This is a genomic window from Ruegeria halocynthiae (genome assembly GCF_900106805.1).
GTDB classification, from domain to species: domain Bacteria; phylum Pseudomonadota; class Alphaproteobacteria; order Rhodobacterales; family Rhodobacteraceae; genus Ruegeria; species Ruegeria halocynthiae.
In genome coordinates this window covers 246,546-265,664 of the sequence record NZ_FNNP01000001.1, presented here as the reverse complement: position 1 = coordinate 265,664, position 19,119 = coordinate 246,546, and the positions used below count along the sequence as shown (strand labels likewise).

The following is a 19,119-nucleotide window of genomic DNA, read 5'->3' as shown; positions in this document are numbered from 1 at the left end:
AATGTCGTTGCGAAAGCGAACGAAGCGATTTTGGCGCAATGAGGATGGCGCATCCTCGAGTATCGAATTTCTATTCTGGTTCCCTCTTTTCTTTTATGTCGGATATTCTGGCATGGACCTGGGATTGCAGTCCTTTCACCACGCCGATCTTGAACGCTCGTTGGACATGACGATCAGAGAAGTTCGACTGAACCGTCTGCCCGCCGGAGAAGACAAGTGGGATCACGCTCTACTGAAAAAAATGATATGTGAACGCGCGCTTATTTCCGAATGCTCCCAACATCTTGCACTCGAAATGAAATCCATTGACCCGCGCGTCGGGAATACACTGGACCCTACCCCGTTTTGTGTCGACACCCCCGCCACGATCAGAAAAGCCGAAGACGTTGTGTTTGAACTGGGAACATCGAATGAACTGATGATTATCCGTGCCTGTCTTGAAGTGTCACCTGCTTTTGGTTTTTCCATGATGAACGATCTGGTCAAGCAGGATAATGACGGGCAATGGGAACTGCACGCAATCTCAGTATTTGTTCATGAGCCTTTCGGAGGATCATCCAATACAGCCACTGGGGATGGATCCTCTACATCAACGGAGGACACAACCAGTGCCACGAACTAGGTATTCAAGCAAAGGCTTGGTCACAAAATTTGTTCGTCGGTTCCGGCGTCGGGAAGACGGCATCATGTCGGTCGAAGCGATGTTGATATTGCCATTGCTATACTGGTCGATGCTCGCATCATATACCTACTATGACGCCTATCGGCAAAGCTCTCGAAATATTAAAGGTGCTTATGCGGTTGCCGATGTGGTTTCGCGTGAAGACGGCAATGTAAACGCCACCTATGTCAACACCATGTATGATCTTTTGGAAGCCATGGTTGAAACGCGCTCACCAGTGACATTGCGAATGACCTACCTGACGTATGATGGGGAAAACGATGTCCACAATGTGCTGTGGTCGTGCGTTCGCGGTACAGGCTTACCAAAATGGTCAAACGCAGAGATTGATGACATCAAGCCTCGGTTGCCCGCCATGCCTGACAATGGATCAATGATCGTGATTGAGACCAGGAATACCTATCGGCCACCGTTTTACATCGCATTCGAATTCGCCGAGTTTGAAATGAACAATCTTGTGTTCACGCATCCACGGGTATTCGACAACATCGCTAACAATGATCCATCCTGCGTCGTGTGACTTAACCCCTCTCGGCAAGCATAACGGACAATATCTCTGACATGAATTTGGTCTCGGCGGCAGCAGTCATGCCGCCGATTCCGATGCGGCGACCGACGCGCCACCAAAGGCCGGGAAACCAGTCGAAAGATCGCGGTGTATGGGTTTTGATGATAAAACCGTTCGATGGTTTGAACGCGAAAACGCCCCGATCAACGGTCTCGACTTCTTCTATTTTGCAAATCACCTGTCCTGAACTGGTGCGCAATTCGGATTGGGTAAGCTCGATCCTGTCCTGCGTTGAATGCCACATATGATACGACAGCCAGAATGCCCCAATGCCGACAACAAACAGAAACACTTGCCAGCCAAGTTCCGGGGGCGACGCCAGTGCGACGTAGATCACCAGCACTCCGACAGTGGCCAGCATCCCCACTCCGGTCCAGCGGCGCGCGGATGAGGCCTCGATAGAGGCCAGGACTTCTTCTTGCATGTCACCCTCCTGATTACCCGCCTGCTCTAGCTGGTTTGGTGTGTAAAAAACAACACCCATGTCACACACCTGAGCGTGGTTGCACAGATGACGTGTTCCTGCGCGAATTGATCACAAACACACAAGGCATAAATTGCGGTCAAACGTTCAGGAGACTGCTATGTCACTCAGGCCAACTCTCGAGTCTCGCAAGGCTGTTCCGACAATGGAAGGTGCGGGCGTCAGGCTGCACCGCGCGTTCGGGTTTCAGGACCCATCCGAGCTGGACCCGTTCCTGCTGTTCGACGATTTCAGAAACGATAACCCGCAGGACTATATGGCTGGTTTTCCATGGCACCCGCATCGTGGCATTGAGACAATCACATATGTGCTGTCCGGATCGGTGGAACACAGTGACTCGCTTGGCAATAGCGGTACGCTGGGGGCCGGTGATGTTCAGTGGATGACGGCCGGGTCAGGCATCCTGCATCAGGAAATGCCCAAAGGTTCGACCGGCGGTCAGATGCACGGGTTCCAGTTGTGGGGCAATCTGCCATCCGGCCAGAAGATGTCCGCTCCGCGCTATCAGGATGTCCAAAGCGCGGATATCCCTGAGGTTACCGATGATGACGGCACAACGGTCCGTGTGATCGTTGGCACCTTTTGGGGGCGCACCGGTCCTGTTGATGGCATTGCCGCAGACCCGCAGTATCTGGATATCAGCATACCAGCGGGGGTTAAAAAGACTTTTTCCATCGACACCTACCGCCGGGCATTCGCCTATATCTTTGCGGGTGAGGCAGCCTTTGCGGATGCGTCACGCCCTATCGGTGTTCTTTTGGAAAAAGAAGTCGCGGGACAAGAGGTCAACATCCGTGACATGTCCGGCGATCGGACGCTTATCCGGTTCGGCACAGGGGACGAGATCACCGTTCAGGCCGGGCCCGAGGGGGTGCGGTTTCTTCTAATTTCCGGCGCTCCGATCGACGAGCCCGTCGCCTGGCACGGTCCGATCGTGATGAACACGCAGGCCGAATTGCAGCAAGCCTTTCGGGAACTACGCAACGGCACATTCATCCGCCCGGCCCATTAGGGGCCGGTCAGGCGGTAACGGCCTTGCGCACCATGTCCCAATAAACTTGTTCTACCTCGTCCAGCGACAAACGCCCGCCACTGCGGTACCAGGTGATTACGCCGTTCAGCATGGCGATAACCGCCAAAGTGGCAATCTTTGTATCCGAAACCGAGAATTGACCCGTGTTCTGACCATTGCACAGAACAGCCTCCAGCGAATCCTCGTAACGGCGACGTAGGGCCTCAATTTCGGTGAAGTTTTCAGGCGTCAGATTGCGCAGTTCCATATAGGCGATGAACACCTCGTCAGGGCGTTGCAGGTGAAAGCGGATGTGAAACCCGACAAACTGTCGGAGCGCTTCCTGCGGATCGTCGAACCCATCCAGATCGCCGTATGTGGTCAGCAGATCTTGCATATGATCCTGCATCAGACGAAACAGCAGGCTCTGCTTGTCAGGCGTGTAGTTGTAGAGCGCCCCAGCCTGCACCCCCACCTCACCCGCGATTTGTCGCATCGATACCGCCGCATAGCCGTGACGGGCAAATAACCCCAGTGCCGCCTCTCGAATGCGGGGGCCGGTAATATCGGAATGAGAACCTTGTGTACGCGCCATGTCGTCACCGTATATGAACAGGCGTTCAGATAGAAGCCCGCTTGAACCAACCCAGCAAAAAGTGCATCACGGGACACACGCTGCAACCCGAAGGTCCGCGATGAAGCTTTTGCCGCCGATACTCTTTCTGCTGGCCGCCGCAGGCTGCACCAATATCCCCGAACTGGAGGGCAGAGAAACCGCTGCCTTGCACAAGGCGCCCTACCCCGAGTTAATTGACCTGGATCCGGCGCTTGGCCCTCCTGCTGACCCGATCAGCGAGGCGGCGGAAGTTGAAGAGGATCTGATAGCGCGCAGCGAAGCGCTGGCGAAGAAGGCCGAGGCGCTGCAGAATGTCGAGATTGAATAGGATTTCGACCGAACCGAAGGTTCGGAAAGATTAGACGGATTGCGCCCCTGCCCTGAACCCGCTAAGGCAGCCCGCAAAGAACACTTCGCCTTCGCAGGCGGTATTGCGAGCAGAAAGGACCCAAGGGAATGACACAGGCGCTGAGGCTTGGAATTGCCGGATTGGGAACCGTTGGCGTGGGCGTGGTTAAAATCGTGCGCCGTCATGCCGATCTTTTGCAGGCCCGCACAGGACGCCCCATTGAAATCACCGCTGTTTCGGCCCGCGATGCCAACAAGGATCGCGGCGTGAACTTGTCGGATTACGCATGGGAGACCGATCCTGTTGCCTTGGCCAAACGCGATGATATCGACGTTTATGTCGAGCTGATGGGCGGTGAAGACGGCCCTGCAAGAGCTTCGGTCGAGGCAGCACTCGCGCACGGCAAGGATGTGGTCACCGCCAACAAGGCGCTGCTGGCCATCCATGGTCAGGAACTGGCGGAACAGGCCGAAGCCGCAGGTCGTGTCATTCGGTTCGAGGCAGCCGTTGCAGGGGGCATCCCGGTGATCAAATCTCTGACCGAGGGGCTGGCTGGCAACGAGGTGACCCGCGTCATGGGGGTAATGAACGGCACCTGTAACTACATTCTGACACGGATGCAGTCGCAAGAGCTGGGTTACAACGCCCTGTTCGAGGAATGCGCGCAGCTTGGCTATCTCGAAGCCGACCCCAACCTTGACGTCGGAGGCATCGACGCGGCACATAAATTGGCCCTGCTGTCATCTATTGCGTTTGGCACAAAACCGAATTTCGACGGGATCGAGATTGAAGGCATTCAGCAGATCAGCCTTGATGACATCCATCAGGCCCACGACATGGGCTATCGGATCAAACTGCTAGGCGTTGCGCAACGCACCGCGCGCGGATTGGAACAACGGATGCAGCCTTGCCTGGTGCCAAGCGATTCTCCGTTGGGCCAATTGGAAGGCGGAACTAACATGGTTGTGTTGGACGGCGATGCCGTTGAACAGATTGTTCTTCGCGGCCCCGGTGCAGGCGAAGGGCCAACCGCCAGCGCGGTAATGGGTGATGTCTGCGATCTGGCGCGTGGTCTGAACATACCGACCTTTGGTCGTCCCGCCGCGACTCTGCAAGAGGCTGCACCTGCCGTTACCGGCCTGCCTGCACCCTATTACCTGCGGCTTGGATTGCAGGACAAACCAGGTGCACTGGCCAAGGTTGCCGCTATTCTGGGCGATGCCGGAGTCTCGATCGATCGGATGCGTCAATATGGGCATTCAGAAAGCACAGCGCCTGTACTGATCGTGACCCACAAAACCACGCGCACGACGCTGAATCACGCGTTGGACGGTCTGCGTGCCACCAATGTAGTAGCCGGAGAACCCGTCGCGCTGCGCATCGAGCAGGTCTGACCCCTTGCGACCTGTGCTGCGCGCAGGCTATGCCGGATAGAACGTCTTAGCTGACCAAAGGATTACCGAAGATGAATGCTGCCAAGATCGATTTCAACGACCGCCTGCTGTCTCTGGGGCTTGCGCGGGTCGCAGAGCAGGCCGCACTGGCATCCGCCTCGCTGGTTGGCCGGGGTGATGAAAAAGCCGCTGACCAAGCTGCCGTGAATGCCATGCGCGAGCAGCTGAACCTGTTGGATATCGCGGGTGTTGTTGTCATCGGTGAAGGCGAACGCGACGAAGCACCGATGCTTTATATCGGTGAAGAAGTTGGCACAGGCAACGGCCCCGGCGTGGATATTGCGCTGGACCCGCTGGAAGGTACGACCCTGACCGCCAAGGACATGCCAAACGCCCTGACCGTGATCGCCATGGGCCCGCGCGGCTCGATGCTGCACGCGCCCGACGTTTACATGGACAAGCTGGCCGTTGGACCGGGTTTCCCCGAAGGTGTCGTCAATCTGGACATGAGCCCCCGCGAACGTGTCGAAGCGTTGGCCAAGGCCAAAGGCTGTCAGCCCGCAGATATCACCGTCTGCATCCTGGAACGTCCCCGCCATGAGGCGATGATTACCGAGGTCCGCGATACCGGCGCCTCGATCCGTCTGATTACTGATGGCGACGTGGCCGGCGTCATGCATTGTGCCGAGAGTGAAGTCACAGGCATCGATATGTATATGGGCCAAGGCGGCGCGCCCGAGGGTGTTCTGGCCGCAGCCGCGTTGAAATGCATGGGTGGTCAGATTTTTGGCCGTCTGTTGTTTCGAAATGACGATGAACGGGGCCGCGCCGCCAAGGCAGGCATCACCGATCTCAATCGCGTCTATACGCGTGACGAGATGGTGACGGCGGATGTGATCTTTGCAGCCACAGGCGTGACCGGCGGATCTCTGCTGCCGCGCATCAAGCGAGAGCCGGGCTGGGTAGAGACAACGACACTTTTGATGCGCTCGAAAACTGGATCGGTGCGGCGGATGTCCTATCGCACACCAACGTGGCCGCATGACGAGGCTTAACCGCTTGCGCCATCGCCTTCGGCGAGAGTAGTTTCAAAAATGATGAAGAGGCCGGGTCCGAAGGGGTCCGGCCTTGGTGCATGAGGTGAGATGTGGCGTTTCTGGGTATAGAGCAATCTTTGACGGGGCGGCGTTGGGTTGGGCCGGGGGTCGAGGTCGAGCGTTCGTCTGAGATGATGGCGCAACAGACCGACCTGCCGCGCGCTGTTTGTCAGGTGCTGGCGCGACGCGGTGTACCCGTCATGGAGGCGCGTGGATTTCTTGAACCAAAGTTGAAAGAGCTGCTGCCCGATCCGCGTTCGATGAAGGACATGGAGGTCGCCGCCGCACGATTACTGGAAGCCGTGCGCAAGCGGGACAGGATCGCGGTGTTTGCAGATTATGATGTGGACGGAGGCAGTTCAGCGGCGCTGTTGCTGGTGTGGCTGCGTCAGATGGGGCTTGCCGCAACATTGTATGTGCCAGACCGGATCGACGAGGGCTATGGGCCGAATGTGCCTGCGATGCAGGATTTGGCAGCCCGTCATGACCTGATCATCTGCGTCGATTGCGGAACGCTCAGCCACGAGCCCATCGCAGCGGCGAAGGGTGCGGACGTGATCGTACTGGATCACCATTTGGGTGGGGAAACCCTGCCTGATTGTATCGCTGTGGTGAACCCGAACCGGCAGGATGAAAGCGGCGATCTGGGCTATCTCTGTGCCGCTGCAGTCGTATTTCTGATGCTGGTCGAGGCGGGTCGTCAATTGCGCATCGCAGGCGCCAACGGACCGGATCTGATGGCGATGCTGGATCTGGTGGCATTGGCCACAGTGGCGGATGTCGCACCTCTGGTCGAGGCCAACCGGGCACTGGTTCGGCAGGGCCTGAAGGTGATGGCCCAACGGCAGAGGCCGGGGTTGGTTGCGTTGTCTGATGTGGCGCGGATGGATACTGCCCCTAACAGCTATCATCTGGGGTTTCTGTTGGGGCCGCGCGTAAATGCTGGTGGGCGGATTGGGCAGGCCGATCTAGGCGCGCGGTTGCTGAGCACCGACTCGGCCTCTGAAGCTGAAGCTCTGTCCGAGCGATTGGATGCCCTGAACTCGGAGCGGCGTGAGATCGAGAACGCCGTGCGCGCGGCAGCTATGGCGCAGGCGGAAGAGCGCGGGCTGGATGCACCGCTGGTTTGGGCTGCTGCCGACGGCTGGCATCCCGGCGTAGTGGGCATCGTCGCATCGCGGCTGAAAGAGACTGCAAATCGGCCTGCCATCGTAATCGGATTTGACGGGGATGAGGGCAAGGGCTCGGGCCGTTCGGTCTCGGGCGTTGATCTGGGTGCATCGATCCAGCGGCTTGCATCCGAGGGGCTGTTGACCAAGGGCGGGGGGCACAAGATGGCAGCTGGCCTGACGGTAATGCGCGATCAGTTGGAGCCCGCAATGGCGCGCCTGTCGGACCTGCTGGCCAAACAAGGTGCGGGGCAAAGCGGCCCTGCTGACCTTAAACTGGACGGAACGCTGATGCCGGCGGCCGCAACCGTCGATCTGATCGAACAGATCGAAAAGGCAGGTCCCTTTGGGGCCGGCGCCCCTGCCCCGCGCTATGCCCTGCCCGATCTGCAGGTGCGATTTGCCAAACGTGTGGGTGAGACGCATCTGAAGCTGTCCCTGTCGGACGGTATGTCCGGGGGGCTGGACGCTATCGCCTTCGGTGCATTTGACGGCCCGTTGGGGGATCGCCTGTTAAATCACGGCGGCGCCCGGTTCCACTTCGCCGGGCGGCTCGAGGTCAATTCATGGGGCGGACGGCAAAGCGTACAACTTCGGCTGGAGGATGTAGCCGAGGCTAATTGAACCCGGTTTCTACTTCACATCGAAAGGCTCAAAAAACTTTCATAGCGCTGCGTTTTACGTCTTGCGGGGGTGCATGGTAAACCGTAAAAGGCCCCCCACAAGCCAGCGTGGCCCGTTCGTCTATCGGTTAGGACGCCAGGTTTTCAACCTGGAAAGAGGGGTTCGATTCCCCTACGGGCTACCAACTTGGTTTTACTTATAATTCTCAATAGGTTAGCATAGCTAATCTAGGGATTTCGCTGGTTGGCCAATGTGGCCCGTTCGTCTATCGGTTAGGACGCCAGGTTTTCAACCTGGAAAGAGGGGTTCGATTCCCCTACGGGCTACCATTTTTCCGAAAACCTCACCCGCCTCAATGGTCGCTCTACGCAACAAAGCGTAGAACGTGATACCAGGTGCAACGTTAGGTCTGGATGTCGGATTGTGGTTCGCTCCGGTGCAAACCGGTCTAAAGATGTTGATCACGCCGAATTCAAACAAGACAAAGAAGATCCTATCAGATTTTATCGAGTCGCTTGAATTGGCCGCGCGCTATCTGTGTACATAAACAGCACATTCCGCTCGGCGCACGATACGCGACGCGGTCGAGCCCAGGAAATAGCCGGTTGCCCCTGGCTTTTGTGACCCGACGATGATCAGATCGACGCCCACTTTGCTTGCATATTCCGGGATTCTGACACCGGCTTTTCCCGAGATAACGTCAATCCCGATATCCTCTGCGTCTGCAGCTATCTCGCGAAGCCTGGACCTTACGTTTTCGCTGAGGTTGTTGGCTTCTTTGACGGTCACGAACTCGGCGACGAAACCCGGGATCTCTTCGAGTACGGTCAACAGGGTGATCCGCCCTCCGTCATCCAGCAACCGCCGCGCAACGTCGAGCTTTCGCCGGGCCAGATTCTCGTGATCCAGAGCAACAGGGATAAGGATATGTTCTGGCATGTTCTGTTCCTTGCTGTTCAAATCTGCCGCGGCGTGCATCGCCCGGTCTGACAGATGATTTCACGGCACCACTGGCCCGGTGTTGGCCGCTTTGAAAGCTGCGTTTATTTCGTCTCTTCACAGGGCACCTGCCGGGCGCCAAAAGACAAGTGCCCTGCTGATCCGCTATGCGCTGCGATACAGCTTGGTCATCGAGAATTCGCGATGGCCAAGCGCCTCGGCTGCGGTGTTTCGGCCATTGGCAGTGCGGCAGATCATTTCGATCAGCGCGTCGCCAGCCACGTCTATTGTCATCTCTCGGCGCAAGATGCCTGAAACGTCGACATCGATATGCTCGCTCATGGTACGCACAGTACGCGGATTGGCCGTGATCTTGATAACCGGTACAATCGGATTGCCGACCACATTGCCCTGACCGGTTGGGAAGGTGTGGATGACCGCACCCCCAGCCGCCATCAGCGTAACACACTCAGCTGCGGCCGAAGACGAATCCATGAAGTACAAGCCGTTTCCGGATTGTGGTGCTTCCGCCGGTTCAAGTATATCAATGTACTGTGAAGTACGGCCAATCTTTTCCAGGTTCCCCAGCGCCTTCTCCTCAATCGTGGTGAGGCCGCCTTCGATGTTGCCTTTGGTCGGCTGACTGTCGGATAGATCATCTGTCTGATGCGCGAAGATCACGTCATCCTGATAGGCCTTCCACATCTTGTACCAGCGCTCACCAACCTCTGCGTTTACAGCACGTTTCTGGCAGATATGCTCGGCCCCTGTGATTTCAGAGGTTTCGCCGAAAAAGCCTGTAATGCCCTCGGGAAGCAATTTGTCATACATGTTGCCGACAGTTGGGCACGATCCCAGCCCGGTTGTCGTGTCACTTTCTCCGCACTTGGTCGAGACCCAAAGCTCGGAAACATTGCACTCTTCCCGCTGCAATTCGGTAGCCCAGTGCACGAACTCCTTGGCCTTCCAACTGGCCGCCCGGATGGTTTCAAAGTCTCCATTTTGCTCAATCGAGAATTCGGCCACCGGCTTGCCCGTCTCGCGGATGCCATCGGCAATGCGTTTGGTCCAGCCGGGTTCGATCCCGATCACCACAACAGCCGCGACATTCGGATTGGCGCCAGTGCCGATCATGGTACGGAAATGCAGATCCAGATCCTCACCAAATTGCAATCGTCCATAGGCGTGTGGCAGCGCCATCGAGCCTTTGACATTGTTTGCCACAGCCTCACACGCCGCATTCGAGATGTCGTCAACCGGCAGTACCACCACGTGATTACGCACGCCGACCCGGCCGTTTTCCCGTCGGTACGCTTTGACAGTCATGTTGGAATATTTCGATGCCATCTTATGCGCTCCTTACCAGCGTTTGGTTTTGCAATTGTGGGTGTGGACGTGGGCGCCCTTCGGGATATCAGCGATGATCTTGCCGATATCCTCGCCATACTTCGTTGCAGTGTCGCCGGAATTGAGATCGGTAAGAGCGATCTTGTGGCCGATCGGAACATCATCGCCCGAGGTCAGGCGGAACGTGGAATTGTCATGCGTGATGCAACACAACATGTCCGTGCCTGCGGTCAGCCCCTCAACCACGACCACGCCAACATTGTCGTTGTGTTCGTGCACAAGAAGGTGCGGAATTTCTGTCATTGGGTTTCTCCTTGAAGATCAGTCATTGGGTATGAGAAGTGTTTTCGGTGCGGCAACCAAACCGGATTTGATCTCGTGAAAAGCCGAGGCGCCTTCGGAAAGCGGTCGGGTTTCGGTCCAGTCGAGAGGACCGAGGCGGCCATCGAACATGGCGGCGGTCGTGTCGCCAAAATCTGCTGAGGTATAGGTGTAGGTGCCCGTAAATGTGATTTCCTGCAGGGTCATCCGACGGATATCCAGGCCCCCGGTGTCTTCCCCCAGACCTATGTGAACAATCGCTCCACCGGGACAAACCAGGTCCGAGGCTAGGGCACGGGTCGCCGCATAACCAACCGCATCCACGACAAGCGGAGCAGCCTCTGCACTTTGATCAATGGCCTTTACCCCGCAACTGCCATTCAAAAAGTCGCGCCGCGCCGGGTTCGGCTCCAAAATCGATACGGCCTCAAATCCCATCGCTTTCAGCGCCAGAGCCGCGGCAAGTCCAATTGCTCCGCCGCCAATGACCAAAGCGCGCCTTTCCAGCGACCTGTGCAGCGCCTCAAGCCCCAATCGCGCAGAATGCCAACTGACTGCGAGCGGTTCAGCAAGCGCTGCTTTGGACAAGGGAAACGCGTCCGGCACCGTTATCAGGTTGCTTTCAGGCATCGCAACAAACTGCGCAAACGCACCCTCGCGCGGCGGCATCGAAATGATCTGTCGCTTCGGGCACAGATTCTCGCGGCCCGCCTTGCAGGCGGTGCATTCACCACAGCTAACCAGTGGGTTGATGGTCACACGCTCGCCATCGCGCGCTCCTCCAACGATTACGCCAGCCGCTTCGTGCCCCAGGATAAGAGGCGCCGGCCGCCGATCGTCATGGCCAAGATAGGCGTGCATGTCCGAGCCGCATATGCCCGCCGCACACACCCGAACAAGCTGTTCGTTCAGCGCAGGCACCGGTTCGCGGACATCCCTGTAGTCAACCGTTTCAGGCCCGTCGTAAACCAGCGCCTTCATTTCGCCGTGTACCCCCCGTCCAACATCAGTACTTGCCCGGTCACGTATCGTGACGCATCGGAACACAAGAACAGCAGTGGGCCGTCGAGGTCAGCGGGTTCCCCATTTCTGCCGATACAGGTTTGTGCTGCGTTACGCGTTGCACGTTCTGCGTCGGCAAATACTGCAGCGGTCAGTTCTGTTTCGAAAAACCCCGGTGCAAGTGCATTGGTGTTGATACCGCTGCTCGACCAAGCCTGCGCCATCGCACGGGTCAACTGGGTCACACCGCCTTTGCTGGCACCATAAGAGATGCCACCGGGAAAGGCGCGATAGGATTGCAAGGACGCGAAATTCACGATCCGCCCCCATCCCTTTCGCTGCATCTCCGGCACCAGTTTCTGGCTTAGAAAGAACGGAGCAGTCAGGTTCACTGCGATGGTGGCATCCCACCCTTCGGCAGAGACGACATCTGCCTGTTCTCTGGTGTTCAGACCTGCGGCATGAATCAAGATTTCAGGCGGGCCGAACGCGGCAGTGATCCGATGGACAAGATCATCCATCCCATCCCGAACCGCCACATCCCCCTGAACCGCGCTGAGATTTCCATCTACATCAGAGCACAGCGCATCAAGCCTGTCGGATCGTCGGGCAACGGCAACGACCGATGCCCCCGCGCGCGCCAGAACTTCTGCTGCACGGCGGCCGAGACCTGAACTGGCGCCGGTGACACAGGCCACCCGCCCTTCGACACCAAACAAGGCTGATGGCGGAAGGTTATCCATCGGCAGACAGGTCAAAATTTTCGCCGGGAAAGTACTTTTGCAATCGAATGTCGGCGGTGCGGGCGTGGCCTTCCATACCCTCCAACCGGGCGATGCGGGCGGTTGCCTCGGCAACCGGTTTCGCCCCTTCGCGCGTGGCGCGCTGCCAGGTCACGATTTTCATGTATTTGTGCACGCTCAGGCCACCGGTATAGCTGGCGGCACCTGACGTCGGCAGCACATGGTTCGTTCCCGAGGCTTTGTCGCCAAATGCGACCGTGGTTTCCTCGCCCAGGAATAATGACCCGTAACATGACAGGCGATCCAACCACCATTCAAGATCATCGGCCTGTACGGTCAGATGCTCAGGCGCATAATCGTCAGAACAGGCTGCCATATCGTCGCGATCAGCGCATAGGATCACCTCGGCATAGTCGCGCCAGGCGGCGGAGGCGTTGTCGCGATTGACCTCTGGCAGATCGTCTATCAGCAGCGGCACAAGGCGCATTACCTCATTGGCCAATGCGCGATCATCCGTCACCAGCCAGACGGGTGAGTTGTATCCGTGCTCGGCCTGTCCCACGAGGTCGGTCGCAACGATCATCGGATCGGCGCTTGCGTCAGCAAGGATCAGGCTATCGGTTGGGCCCGCGATCATGTCGATGCCGACACGTCCGAACAACATCCGTTTGGCCTCGGCCACGAACTGATTGCCGGGACCAACAAGAATGTTGGCCTTAGGCAGCCCGAACAGGCCAAAGGTCATCGCAGCGACCCCCTGCACCCCACCCATGGCAAGGATCTTGTCGGCTCCGCAGACATGCGCGGCATAAATGATCGCGGGTGCGACACCAACGCCGGGCCGTGGCGGTGAACAGGCAACGATGTTCTTGCACCCGGCGACCTTGGCCGTTGTGACTGTCATGATCGCGCTGGCGATATGGCTGTAGCGCCCGCCCGGCACATAACATCCAGCCCCCGACACAGGGATCGCCTTTTGGCCAGCGATCAGGCCCGGCACGACCTCAATCTCAAAATCCGCGACGGTGTTCAGCTGGGCCTCGGCAAAGCGTCGAACGTTGTCATGTGCGAACTGAATATCGCGTCGAAGTTTGTCGGGCACCTGCGCTGCAGCCGCTTGTATAGCTTCAGGTGACAGAATGATCTCGCCGTCATACTGATCGAATTTGGCTGCGTATTCCAACGCCTTGGCGTCCCCGCCCGCCTCGATATCATCAAGGATTTCCCGAACGATCTTTTTGGTTTCCGAGGCATCGCTGTTTGAGGTAAGCGTTGCTTTCTTAAGGTATTCTCTCGGCATGTTTCAGACCTACTTGTAAATGTCAGGAAGAAAGACGGTTGAAATCGTCGGCAGGTACGCGATGAACAGCGTCACGATCAGCATGAACAGCACGAAGGGTATGGCGCGATACGCGATCTTGAGGATGGATTCGCCCGTTAACCCTGACACGACGAACAGGTTCAACCCAAGTGGTGGCGTGATGAAGCCGACACCCAGCGCGGTGATCATCATGATGCAGAACTGAATTTCGTTCATGCCGATATTGTCGGCCAGCGGCTTCAGGATCGGCGCCAGGATTACGATGTTCGGCGTGGTCTCCATGACGCAGCCCGACGCGATCAGGATCAAGATCATCATCAGGATAAGAACCCAAGGCTCTTCGCTAACCGATGTTGCTGCAGCTACAAACCCTTGCGGCACGCCCAGGATCGCCAGCGCTTGCGCCAATGGCAGCGAGAATGCGATGATCGGCAGGATAACCCCATTTACCTTGGCCGAACTGACCAGCATCGACGGGAAATCGCTCAGTCGCAGGGTCCCTAGGATGAAACCCATGGCGATGGTAACGACAACAGCGGTTGCACCCGCTTCTGTCGGAGTCAAGCGACCTGAGAAGATACCGTAAAAGATGATCCCGGGTACAATGAAGGCGTACCATCCGGATTTGAGAGCCGTCCCCAGCCGCGAAAAATAATCGCCCATGCTGATATTGCCGCCACCTTCCCAGCCATAGAGCCGGTTCATGATGATATTGGTGGCCAGGATCGACAACAGTATTGCGACACCGGGAATTACGGCTGCAAGGAACAGGGTCGATGCGGAAATACCCAGAACAAGGCCGATAATGATATAGGCGATCGAGGGCGGGATCAGGATTCCGGTACAGGCACCTGCCGCCACCAATGCACAGGCATAGGGACGCGGGTAACCGGACTCGACCAGTCGGTTGATCGTCATCCGACCCACCGCCGCCGCACCCGCCGCGTCCGAGCCTGAGATCGCGGCAAACATACCGCATACAAGGACGGTTGCCGAACCGAAGCCCCCTTTGGCGAACTGAGTTAGCGCTTCGGCCACGTCAAGGAACTTTCGGCTCAGCCCCGTGCGCACCAATACGTCCCCGGTCAGGATGAACAATGGAACAGCCGTCAGGGCAAAGTGGTCGATACCGTGAAACAGACTTTCACCAACCAGCGACAGCGGAAGCGCGCCTGACAGCAGCAGCATTGCGATTGCCGATGCCCCGATAGCGGCCCAGACAGGTACCGCCAAAGCGATGAGAACGATAAAGATCAGAACCGGGCCGTAGAAATCCCAGCCAAGTTCGACCGTTTGATTGAGTTGATTCCAGAGCATCGGTGCCTCCTCAATCGAACAGTTTGTCGCCTTCGTAGACGGGGCGGCCGTTACGAAGATCGTTGATATCGCGTAGGAAAGACTGGATCAGCCTGACAATGACCAGCCCGAACCCGATGGGCACGGCGGACAGGAACCAGACCTGACTGATCCGCAGGCCATGAGTCACCGATCCGAACTTGCCGGATACCAGCACCGTTTCAAGCGACCAGTAGAAGGCAACGATGGCCACAGCAAACATGACAATATCGCCAAAGATGTAGAGCACCGCTTTTGCGCGCCAGCCGATGTACTGCATGATGACATCAATGCGGATATGACCACGCTCACGCACGGCTGCGGCAGCGCCGATCCATGCCAGATAAATGAATGAGTATCGGACTATTTCCTCACCCCAGATCGAAGAATAAGCCAGCAATTCGCGCCGCAGCACTTCGATGAACATGGTCGCAACCAGCATTGTGTAGAACACAAGCAGAAGCCAGCGTTCCGCATTCTGGTCGAGAAGTCGAATTATCCCCGACATGTAACTCTCCCGTTGGCCTGCGGCGAATTCACGCCCGGCGGTGCGTTCCCCAAGAAAGGGATGTGTGGGCGGCAGCACCTGCGCCGCCCATCGGTGTTTGGTTTACGCGTCGTGAACGTAGTGGCGGCCCATGGTACCGGCAGCCTCTTCAAGCTTGGTGAAATTATCCATCGACCCTGCAAGCTCGACCTTGAACTCGTCCCAATCGGGCAGCTGATAACCACCTGCGGCCTTCCACTCACCGAGTTGATCATCGCTCAGGCTGTGGAATTCAACACCTGCTTTACTCAGCTCGGACATCGCATAGGTCCGCGCAGAAGGCACCTTGGCGAGGTTCTGATCGGTGGTCATTTCACCAGCCCATTCGATCCCTTCTTGCACGTCAGCGGGCAGCGAATTGAACCACTCGAGGTTCATCGAATATACTTGGCTGTCCGGCACCGCCTGCGTGAAGGTTACATGGCTGAGAATGTCCTTGAAGCCAAAGACAAACAGCGCCCCAACCGAAGGATCAAGCGCATCCGCAACACCTTGCTTGATCGCTGAAGGGGTCTCGCCCCAGGCAACCGGCGTCGGGTTCGCGCCAACCATGCGATAGTATTGCTGCAGCATCTTCGAGCCTGGAACGCGGAATTTCACACCGTCCAGATCGCCTGGGGTGATGACCTTGTTTCCTCCCTTGCGCACTGCCACGACGCGCGGGTCGATGACCACATAGAACAGCGCTTTGAATCCTGATGACTCGATCTTGGGATGTACTTCCGACTTCCACGCGTCCGAGCCGACAAGGTTGGTAAACCTTTGGTTCGAACCACAGAAATAGGGCATGTTGATCAGATCAACAGCACTGGCATAAGGCGCAAAGTTCGACAGCGAGTGCTGAGCGCATTGGATCGTGCCTGTCTGCACCGCCTGCGCCAGCGCACCGCCTGCCCCAAGCTGGCCTCCGGGTGCAAGTTTTACGTAGACTTTGCCGTTGGTCGCGTTCTGAATGTTCTCTTTCAGATCAAGCTGCATTATCGGATAGCTGCGCGACGCACCAAGTACGTATGCAGTGGCGAGCGTCATCACATGATCTGCTGCTGCTTCGCGTTCTTTTTCTTCCTTGGCGGTCTGCGCTGCAGCCTCACTTGACCAAAGTAGCCCACCGGCCCCAGCGACAACTGCCGCGGTGAAACTGCCTGTACCGGCCAGCCTCAGAAAATTGCGTCGTTCTTCCGAAGCCAATCCTAGTCTTTCACGGTCCATGTTTTCCTCCCTACACGTCACGATTTTTTTGATTATTCCGAGTTTTTCGACGCCTCCTCGCGTCGAAGAACAGCCACAACGAAAAAGATCGATGCTGCGAACAGCACCAGCATCTCGCCGACGTCACCAAGAAAGGGAGAGCTGGAAAGCGCGCCCAAAGCCACATTGACGACAAAGACTGCGAACAGAGCCACTGCGGTGATCAGATACATCCCGTCCCCTTTTCGTTGATTCGGGATGAAATGTAAGCGCTTACATTTTCTCATGCAAGCGCTTACATTTGTACCTTTGGAAACTGTTTGCTAAATGTTTGAATACTGCGGACAGTCACGGCCTCAGAATCAATGGACCTGATCGATGCCCGAAGAAAAACTTCGAAGACAACGAACCGGGCGCGCGAATTCGTCCCCTACACTGGAAGATGTCGCCCAAAAGGCCGGCGTTTCCACAGCAACCGTTTCGCGATGCCTGAACGCCCCGGCACGGGTCAGCGAAGCCACACGCAAGCAAGTTCTCGAAGCGGTTAACCAGCTGGGATATGCACCTAATTTTGGTGCGCGCGCCCTGGCGGCCAAGCGCACGGACACGTTTGGGGCCATCATTCCGACCATGGAGAACGCCATCTTCGCACGCGGTCTTCAGGCGTTTCAGGAAGAGCTTGAGCAGAACGGCATCACCTTGCTTGTCTCCAGCTCGTCCTACAGCCCGCAACTTGAAGAAAAACAGGTCCACGCCCTGATAGCACGTGGTGCCGATGCGCTGTTGCTGATCGGTCATGACCGCACACCCAAAAGCTACGATCTGTTGGAAAGCAAAGGCATTCCGCACGTGATCGCGTGGTCGATCGCGCATGACGTACCCAGAACATCAATCGGTTTCGACAATCGTAACGCCATGAAGACCCTGGCCCTTGAGGTCCTCAAGCTGGGACATCGCGATCTTGCCGTCATATCCGCACCACGAGAGGGAAATGACCGCGCCCGGGAAAGGTGTCAGGGCGTAGCCGACGCGCTGATCCAATTCGGTCTGAGGCCCACAGATTTGCCTATTATCGAAACACCCTACTCGATTTCCAATGGTGCCGAGGCCTTTCAGACTCTGGTGAGCTCCGGCAACAGGCCAACCGCCGTTTTGTGCGGCAATGATGTACTGGCCGCAGGTGCGATATCGCGCGCACGCGAACTGGGGTTGCGCGTTCCGGACGACATTTCAATCACCGGATTCGACGATATCGAAATTGCACAGATTGTCTCTCCGGGGCTGACAACCGTTCATGTCCCGCACAGAAAAATGGGTATTCACGCCGCGCGATTGCTGATCGCGATGCGCAACGGCGAATATGGCGACGCCCCGGCAGAGAGCCTGGAATTGCAGGTCACCATCACATGGCGTGGCTCGCTCGGGCCGGTTCCATTGCGCAACGCCTGATCGAATTCCAATAGAATGCGGAACCTTCAGAATGCGAAGCATCGTTTCCAGGCTGCAAACCCGAAACTTGGTGTTTGCCATTCCCTCGCACAGCCCTCAAAGTTCCCGATATTCGACATTTCAGAAATGGAGCACCAATGGATCGCCTCTCAGAACGTAGGGAATTTGCAATCACGGTCTGCCAAGATGCCGGTGCAATCGCCCTAAAGTACTTTGCGGATCGAAGCGCTTTGATCGTTGATCAGAAAGGCGCGCAGGATTGGGTCAGCGAAGCGGACCGAAATGTGGAAACATTCATTCGTCAAAGGATCTCACAAGACTGGCCCGACGATGGCGTGTTTGGGGAAGAACACGGTGAAACCGCTGGTCAGAGTGGTTTTGACTGGGTGATCGACCCGATTGATGGCACGACAAATTTCGTCAATGGCATTCCGGCTTGGACCATCGTTCTGGCGGGGGTCACGCAAGGCAAGACAACGGTCGGAGTGATCCATGATCCAAATGTTGATGAGACCTATGTGGCCACGCTTGGTGGCGGCGCAACTCTGAACCATGTTCCGATGAGGGTCGCTTCGGGTGTGGCGTTGCAGCAGGGAACGGTCGCCGTGGGGTATTCGAACCGGATCGAATCCCGCCACGTGGTGCCGATTGTGGCCGACCTGATTGAACACGGAGCGATGTTTCACAGAAATGCCAGCGGCGCTCTGTCATTGGCTTATGTGGCTGCGGGTCGGCTGCTGGGCTATATCGAAGAGCATATGAACGCATGGGACTGTTTGGCCGGCCAGTTGATGATCGCAGAAGCAGGCGGCAGGATCGAGGATCAGGATGCCGACGCCATGATCCGTAACGGCGGTCGGGTGATCGCAGGGACACCGGATGTGTTTGATACCCTACACGAAATTGCTGAGAGCGCGTGGAAAACCTGAGCG

21 protein-coding genes and 2 tRNA genes are annotated in these 19,119 nt (G+C 57.1%); 11 read left to right on the top strand and 12 right to left on the bottom strand.

The genetic code is table 11. The features are described 5' to 3' along the window. The first annotated feature begins 112 nt into the window (after positions 1-112). The gene (locus tag BLU89_RS01380) at positions 113-622 is read left to right on the top strand and encodes a hypothetical protein (protein ID WP_245709632.1); all 510 of its coding nucleotides are present in this window, start codon (positions 113-115) and stop codon (positions 620-622) included. A 64-nt stretch (positions 623-686) separates the two neighbouring features. Continuing rightward, positions 687-1,202, top strand: coding sequence for a hypothetical protein (locus BLU89_RS01375; RefSeq protein WP_245709631.1), 516 nt, complete (start codon positions 687-689; stop codon positions 1,200-1,202). 1 nt (position 1,203) lies between these two features. On the opposite strand, the gene BLU89_RS01370 is transcribed toward BLU89_RS01375, so the two are convergent. Continuing rightward, the gene (locus tag BLU89_RS01370) at positions 1,204-1,674 is read right to left on the bottom strand and encodes a hypothetical protein (protein WP_074736278.1); all 471 of its coding nucleotides are present in this window, start codon (positions 1,672-1,674) and stop codon (positions 1,204-1,206) included. Positions 1,675-1,834: 160 nt separating this feature from the next. Between BLU89_RS01370 and BLU89_RS01365 the strand changes: the two genes are divergently transcribed. Further along, on the top strand, positions 1,835-2,746 hold the full coding sequence (locus BLU89_RS01365; protein WP_074733842.1) for a pirin family protein: 912 nt from the start codon (positions 1,835-1,837) through the stop codon (positions 2,744-2,746). Positions 2,747-2,753: 7 nt separating this feature from the next. Here the strand turns inward: BLU89_RS01365 and BLU89_RS01360 are convergent, their stop codons facing one another. Then, a complete protein-coding gene (locus BLU89_RS01360; RefSeq protein WP_074733840.1) occupies positions 2,754-3,341 on the bottom strand; it encodes a TetR/AcrR family transcriptional regulator in 588 nt (195 codons plus the stop codon). Positions 3,342-3,441: 100 nt separating this feature from the next. On the opposite strand from BLU89_RS01360, the gene BLU89_RS01355 reads away from it, so the two are divergent. The 6 genes from BLU89_RS01355 to BLU89_RS01330 all read left to right on the top strand — a co-directional run bounded on the left by BLU89_RS01355 (position 3,442) and on the right by BLU89_RS01330 (position 8,324). Beyond that, positions 3,442-3,690 carry a hypothetical protein gene (locus tag BLU89_RS01355; RefSeq protein ID WP_074733838.1) on the top strand — a complete coding sequence of 83 codons (249 nt, stop codon included), beginning with the start codon at positions 3,442-3,444 and terminating at the stop codon, positions 3,688-3,690. A gap of 128 nt (positions 3,691-3,818) precedes the next feature. Further along, positions 3,819-5,105 carry a homoserine dehydrogenase gene (locus BLU89_RS01350; protein ID WP_074733836.1) on the top strand — a complete coding sequence of 429 codons (1,287 nt, stop codon included), beginning with the start codon at positions 3,819-3,821 and terminating at the stop codon, positions 5,103-5,105. Between the two features lie 71 nt (positions 5,106-5,176). Continuing rightward, the gene (gene glpX, locus BLU89_RS01345) at positions 5,177-6,160 is read left to right on the top strand and encodes a class II fructose-bisphosphatase (protein WP_074733834.1); all 984 of its coding nucleotides are present in this window, start codon (positions 5,177-5,179) and stop codon (positions 6,158-6,160) included. A gap of 92 nt (positions 6,161-6,252) precedes the next feature. Continuing rightward, on the top strand, positions 6,253-7,995 hold the full coding sequence (gene recJ, locus BLU89_RS01340) for a single-stranded-DNA-specific exonuclease RecJ (RefSeq protein ID WP_074733832.1): 1,743 nt from the start codon (positions 6,253-6,255) through the stop codon (positions 7,993-7,995). 109 nt (positions 7,996-8,104) lie between these two features. Further along, positions 8,105-8,179 (top strand) — tRNA-Glu (locus tag BLU89_RS01335). 70 nt (positions 8,180-8,249) lie between these two features. Beyond that, positions 8,250-8,324, top strand: a tRNA-Glu gene (locus BLU89_RS01330). Between the two features lie 202 nt (positions 8,325-8,526). On the opposite strand, the gene BLU89_RS01325 is transcribed toward BLU89_RS01330, so the two are convergent. The 10 genes from BLU89_RS01325 to BLU89_RS01280 all read right to left on the bottom strand — a co-directional run bounded on the left by BLU89_RS01325 (position 8,527) and on the right by BLU89_RS01280 (position 16,971). Continuing rightward, on the bottom strand, positions 8,527-8,934 hold the full coding sequence (locus BLU89_RS01325) for a universal stress protein (protein WP_074736276.1): 408 nt from the start codon (positions 8,932-8,934) through the stop codon (positions 8,527-8,529). Positions 8,935-9,099: 165 nt separating this feature from the next. Next, entirely contained in the window at positions 9,100-10,281 is a 1,182-nt protein-coding gene (locus tag BLU89_RS01320) for a UxaA family hydrolase (RefSeq protein WP_074733830.1), read from the bottom strand. 12 nt (positions 10,282-10,293) lie between these two features. After that, positions 10,294-10,584 (bottom strand): UxaA family hydrolase, encoded by a 291-nt coding sequence (locus BLU89_RS01315; protein ID WP_074733828.1) that lies wholly within the window; start codon positions 10,582-10,584, stop codon positions 10,294-10,296. A gap of 18 nt (positions 10,585-10,602) precedes the next feature. Beyond that, positions 10,603-11,583, bottom strand: coding sequence for an alcohol dehydrogenase catalytic domain-containing protein (locus BLU89_RS01310; protein ID WP_074733826.1), 981 nt, complete (start codon positions 11,581-11,583; stop codon positions 10,603-10,605). Next, entirely contained in the window at positions 11,580-12,347 is a 768-nt protein-coding gene (locus tag BLU89_RS01305; RefSeq protein WP_074733824.1) for an SDR family NAD(P)-dependent oxidoreductase, read from the bottom strand. The genes BLU89_RS01310 and BLU89_RS01305 overlap by 4 nt, the downstream gene beginning before the upstream one ends. Next, complete coding sequence (gene hisD / locus BLU89_RS01300; RefSeq protein ID WP_074733822.1) at positions 12,340-13,647, bottom strand: histidinol dehydrogenase; 1,308 nt, start codon at positions 13,645-13,647, stop codon at positions 12,340-12,342. Before hisD ends, BLU89_RS01305 begins: the two co-directional genes overlap by 8 nt. 9 nt (positions 13,648-13,656) lie before the next feature. Continuing rightward, a complete protein-coding gene (locus BLU89_RS01295; RefSeq protein ID WP_074733820.1) occupies positions 13,657-14,985 on the bottom strand; it encodes a TRAP transporter large permease in 1,329 nt (442 codons plus the stop codon). Between the two features lie 10 nt (positions 14,986-14,995). After that, complete coding sequence (locus BLU89_RS01290; protein ID WP_074733818.1) at positions 14,996-15,511, bottom strand: TRAP transporter small permease; 516 nt, start codon at positions 15,509-15,511, stop codon at positions 14,996-14,998. 102 nt (positions 15,512-15,613) lie between these two features. Further along, positions 15,614-16,759 carry a TRAP transporter substrate-binding protein gene (locus tag BLU89_RS01285; RefSeq protein WP_074733816.1) on the bottom strand — a complete coding sequence of 382 codons (1,146 nt, stop codon included), beginning with the start codon at positions 16,757-16,759 and terminating at the stop codon, positions 15,614-15,616. Positions 16,760-16,791: 32 nt separating this feature from the next. Continuing rightward, positions 16,792-16,971, bottom strand: coding sequence for a hypothetical protein (locus BLU89_RS01280; protein WP_074733814.1), 180 nt, complete (start codon positions 16,969-16,971; stop codon positions 16,792-16,794). A gap of 145 nt (positions 16,972-17,116) precedes the next feature. Between BLU89_RS01280 and BLU89_RS01275 the strand changes: the two genes are divergently transcribed. Together BLU89_RS01275 and BLU89_RS01270 are read left to right on the top strand one after the other, a co-directional pair. Then, positions 17,117-18,187, top strand: coding sequence for a LacI family DNA-binding transcriptional regulator (locus tag BLU89_RS01275; protein WP_074733812.1), 1,071 nt, complete (start codon positions 17,117-17,119; stop codon positions 18,185-18,187). A 137-nt stretch (positions 18,188-18,324) separates the two neighbouring features. Next, entirely contained in the window at positions 18,325-19,116 is a 792-nt protein-coding gene (locus BLU89_RS01270) for an inositol monophosphatase family protein (RefSeq protein ID WP_074733810.1), read from the top strand. The last annotated feature ends 3 nt before the right edge of the window (positions 19,117-19,119 follow it).

What these genes read in the sequence shown, in the direction of transcription:
- BLU89_RS01380 (WP_245709632.1), top strand. Translation starts at nt 113, where the DNA reads ATGGACCTGGGATTGCAGTCCTTTCACCACGCCGATCTTGAACGCTCG.
- BLU89_RS01375 (WP_245709631.1), top strand. Translation starts at nt 687, where the DNA reads ATGTCGGTCGAAGCGATGTTGATATTGCCATTGCTATACTGGTCGATG.
- BLU89_RS01370 (WP_074736278.1), bottom strand. Translation starts at nt 1,674, where the DNA reads ATGCAAGAAGAAGTCCTGGCCTCTATCGAGGCCTCATCCGCGCGCCGC.
- BLU89_RS01365 (WP_074733842.1), top strand. Translation starts at nt 1,835, where the DNA reads ATGTCACTCAGGCCAACTCTCGAGTCTCGCAAGGCTGTTCCGACAATG.
- BLU89_RS01360 (WP_074733840.1), bottom strand. Translation starts at nt 3,341, where the DNA reads ATGGCGCGTACACAAGGTTCTCATTCCGATATTACCGGCCCCCGCATT.
- BLU89_RS01355 (WP_074733838.1), top strand. Translation starts at nt 3,442, where the DNA reads ATGAAGCTTTTGCCGCCGATACTCTTTCTGCTGGCCGCCGCAGGCTGC.
- BLU89_RS01350 (WP_074733836.1), top strand. Translation starts at nt 3,819, where the DNA reads ATGACACAGGCGCTGAGGCTTGGAATTGCCGGATTGGGAACCGTTGGC.
- glpX (WP_074733834.1), top strand. Translation starts at nt 5,177, where the DNA reads ATGAATGCTGCCAAGATCGATTTCAACGACCGCCTGCTGTCTCTGGGG.
- BLU89_RS01325 (WP_074736276.1), bottom strand. Translation starts at nt 8,934, where the DNA reads ATGCCAGAACATATCCTTATCCCTGTTGCTCTGGATCACGAGAATCTG.
- BLU89_RS01320 (WP_074733830.1), bottom strand. Translation starts at nt 10,281, where the DNA reads ATGGCATCGAAATATTCCAACATGACTGTCAAAGCGTACCGACGGGAA.
- BLU89_RS01315 (WP_074733828.1), bottom strand. Translation starts at nt 10,584, where the DNA reads ATGACAGAAATTCCGCACCTTCTTGTGCACGAACACAACGACAATGTT.
- BLU89_RS01310 (WP_074733826.1), bottom strand. Translation starts at nt 11,583, where the DNA reads ATGAAGGCGCTGGTTTACGACGGGCCTGAAACGGTTGACTACAGGGAT.
- BLU89_RS01305 (WP_074733824.1), bottom strand. Translation starts at nt 12,347, where the DNA reads ATGGATAACCTTCCGCCATCAGCCTTGTTTGGTGTCGAAGGGCGGGTG.
- hisD (WP_074733822.1), bottom strand. Translation starts at nt 13,647, where the DNA reads ATGCCGAGAGAATACCTTAAGAAAGCAACGCTTACCTCAAACAGCGAT.
- BLU89_RS01295 (WP_074733820.1), bottom strand. Translation starts at nt 14,985, where the DNA reads ATGCTCTGGAATCAACTCAATCAAACGGTCGAACTTGGCTGGGATTTC.
- BLU89_RS01290 (WP_074733818.1), bottom strand. Translation starts at nt 15,511, where the DNA reads ATGTCGGGGATAATTCGACTTCTCGACCAGAATGCGGAACGCTGGCTT.
- BLU89_RS01285 (WP_074733816.1), bottom strand. Translation starts at nt 16,759, where the DNA reads ATGGACCGTGAAAGACTAGGATTGGCTTCGGAAGAACGACGCAATTTT.
- BLU89_RS01280 (WP_074733814.1), bottom strand. Translation starts at nt 16,971, where the DNA reads ATGTATCTGATCACCGCAGTGGCTCTGTTCGCAGTCTTTGTCGTCAAT.
- BLU89_RS01275 (WP_074733812.1), top strand. Translation starts at nt 17,117, where the DNA reads ATGCCCGAAGAAAAACTTCGAAGACAACGAACCGGGCGCGCGAATTCG.
- BLU89_RS01270 (WP_074733810.1), top strand. Translation starts at nt 18,325, where the DNA reads ATGGATCGCCTCTCAGAACGTAGGGAATTTGCAATCACGGTCTGCCAA.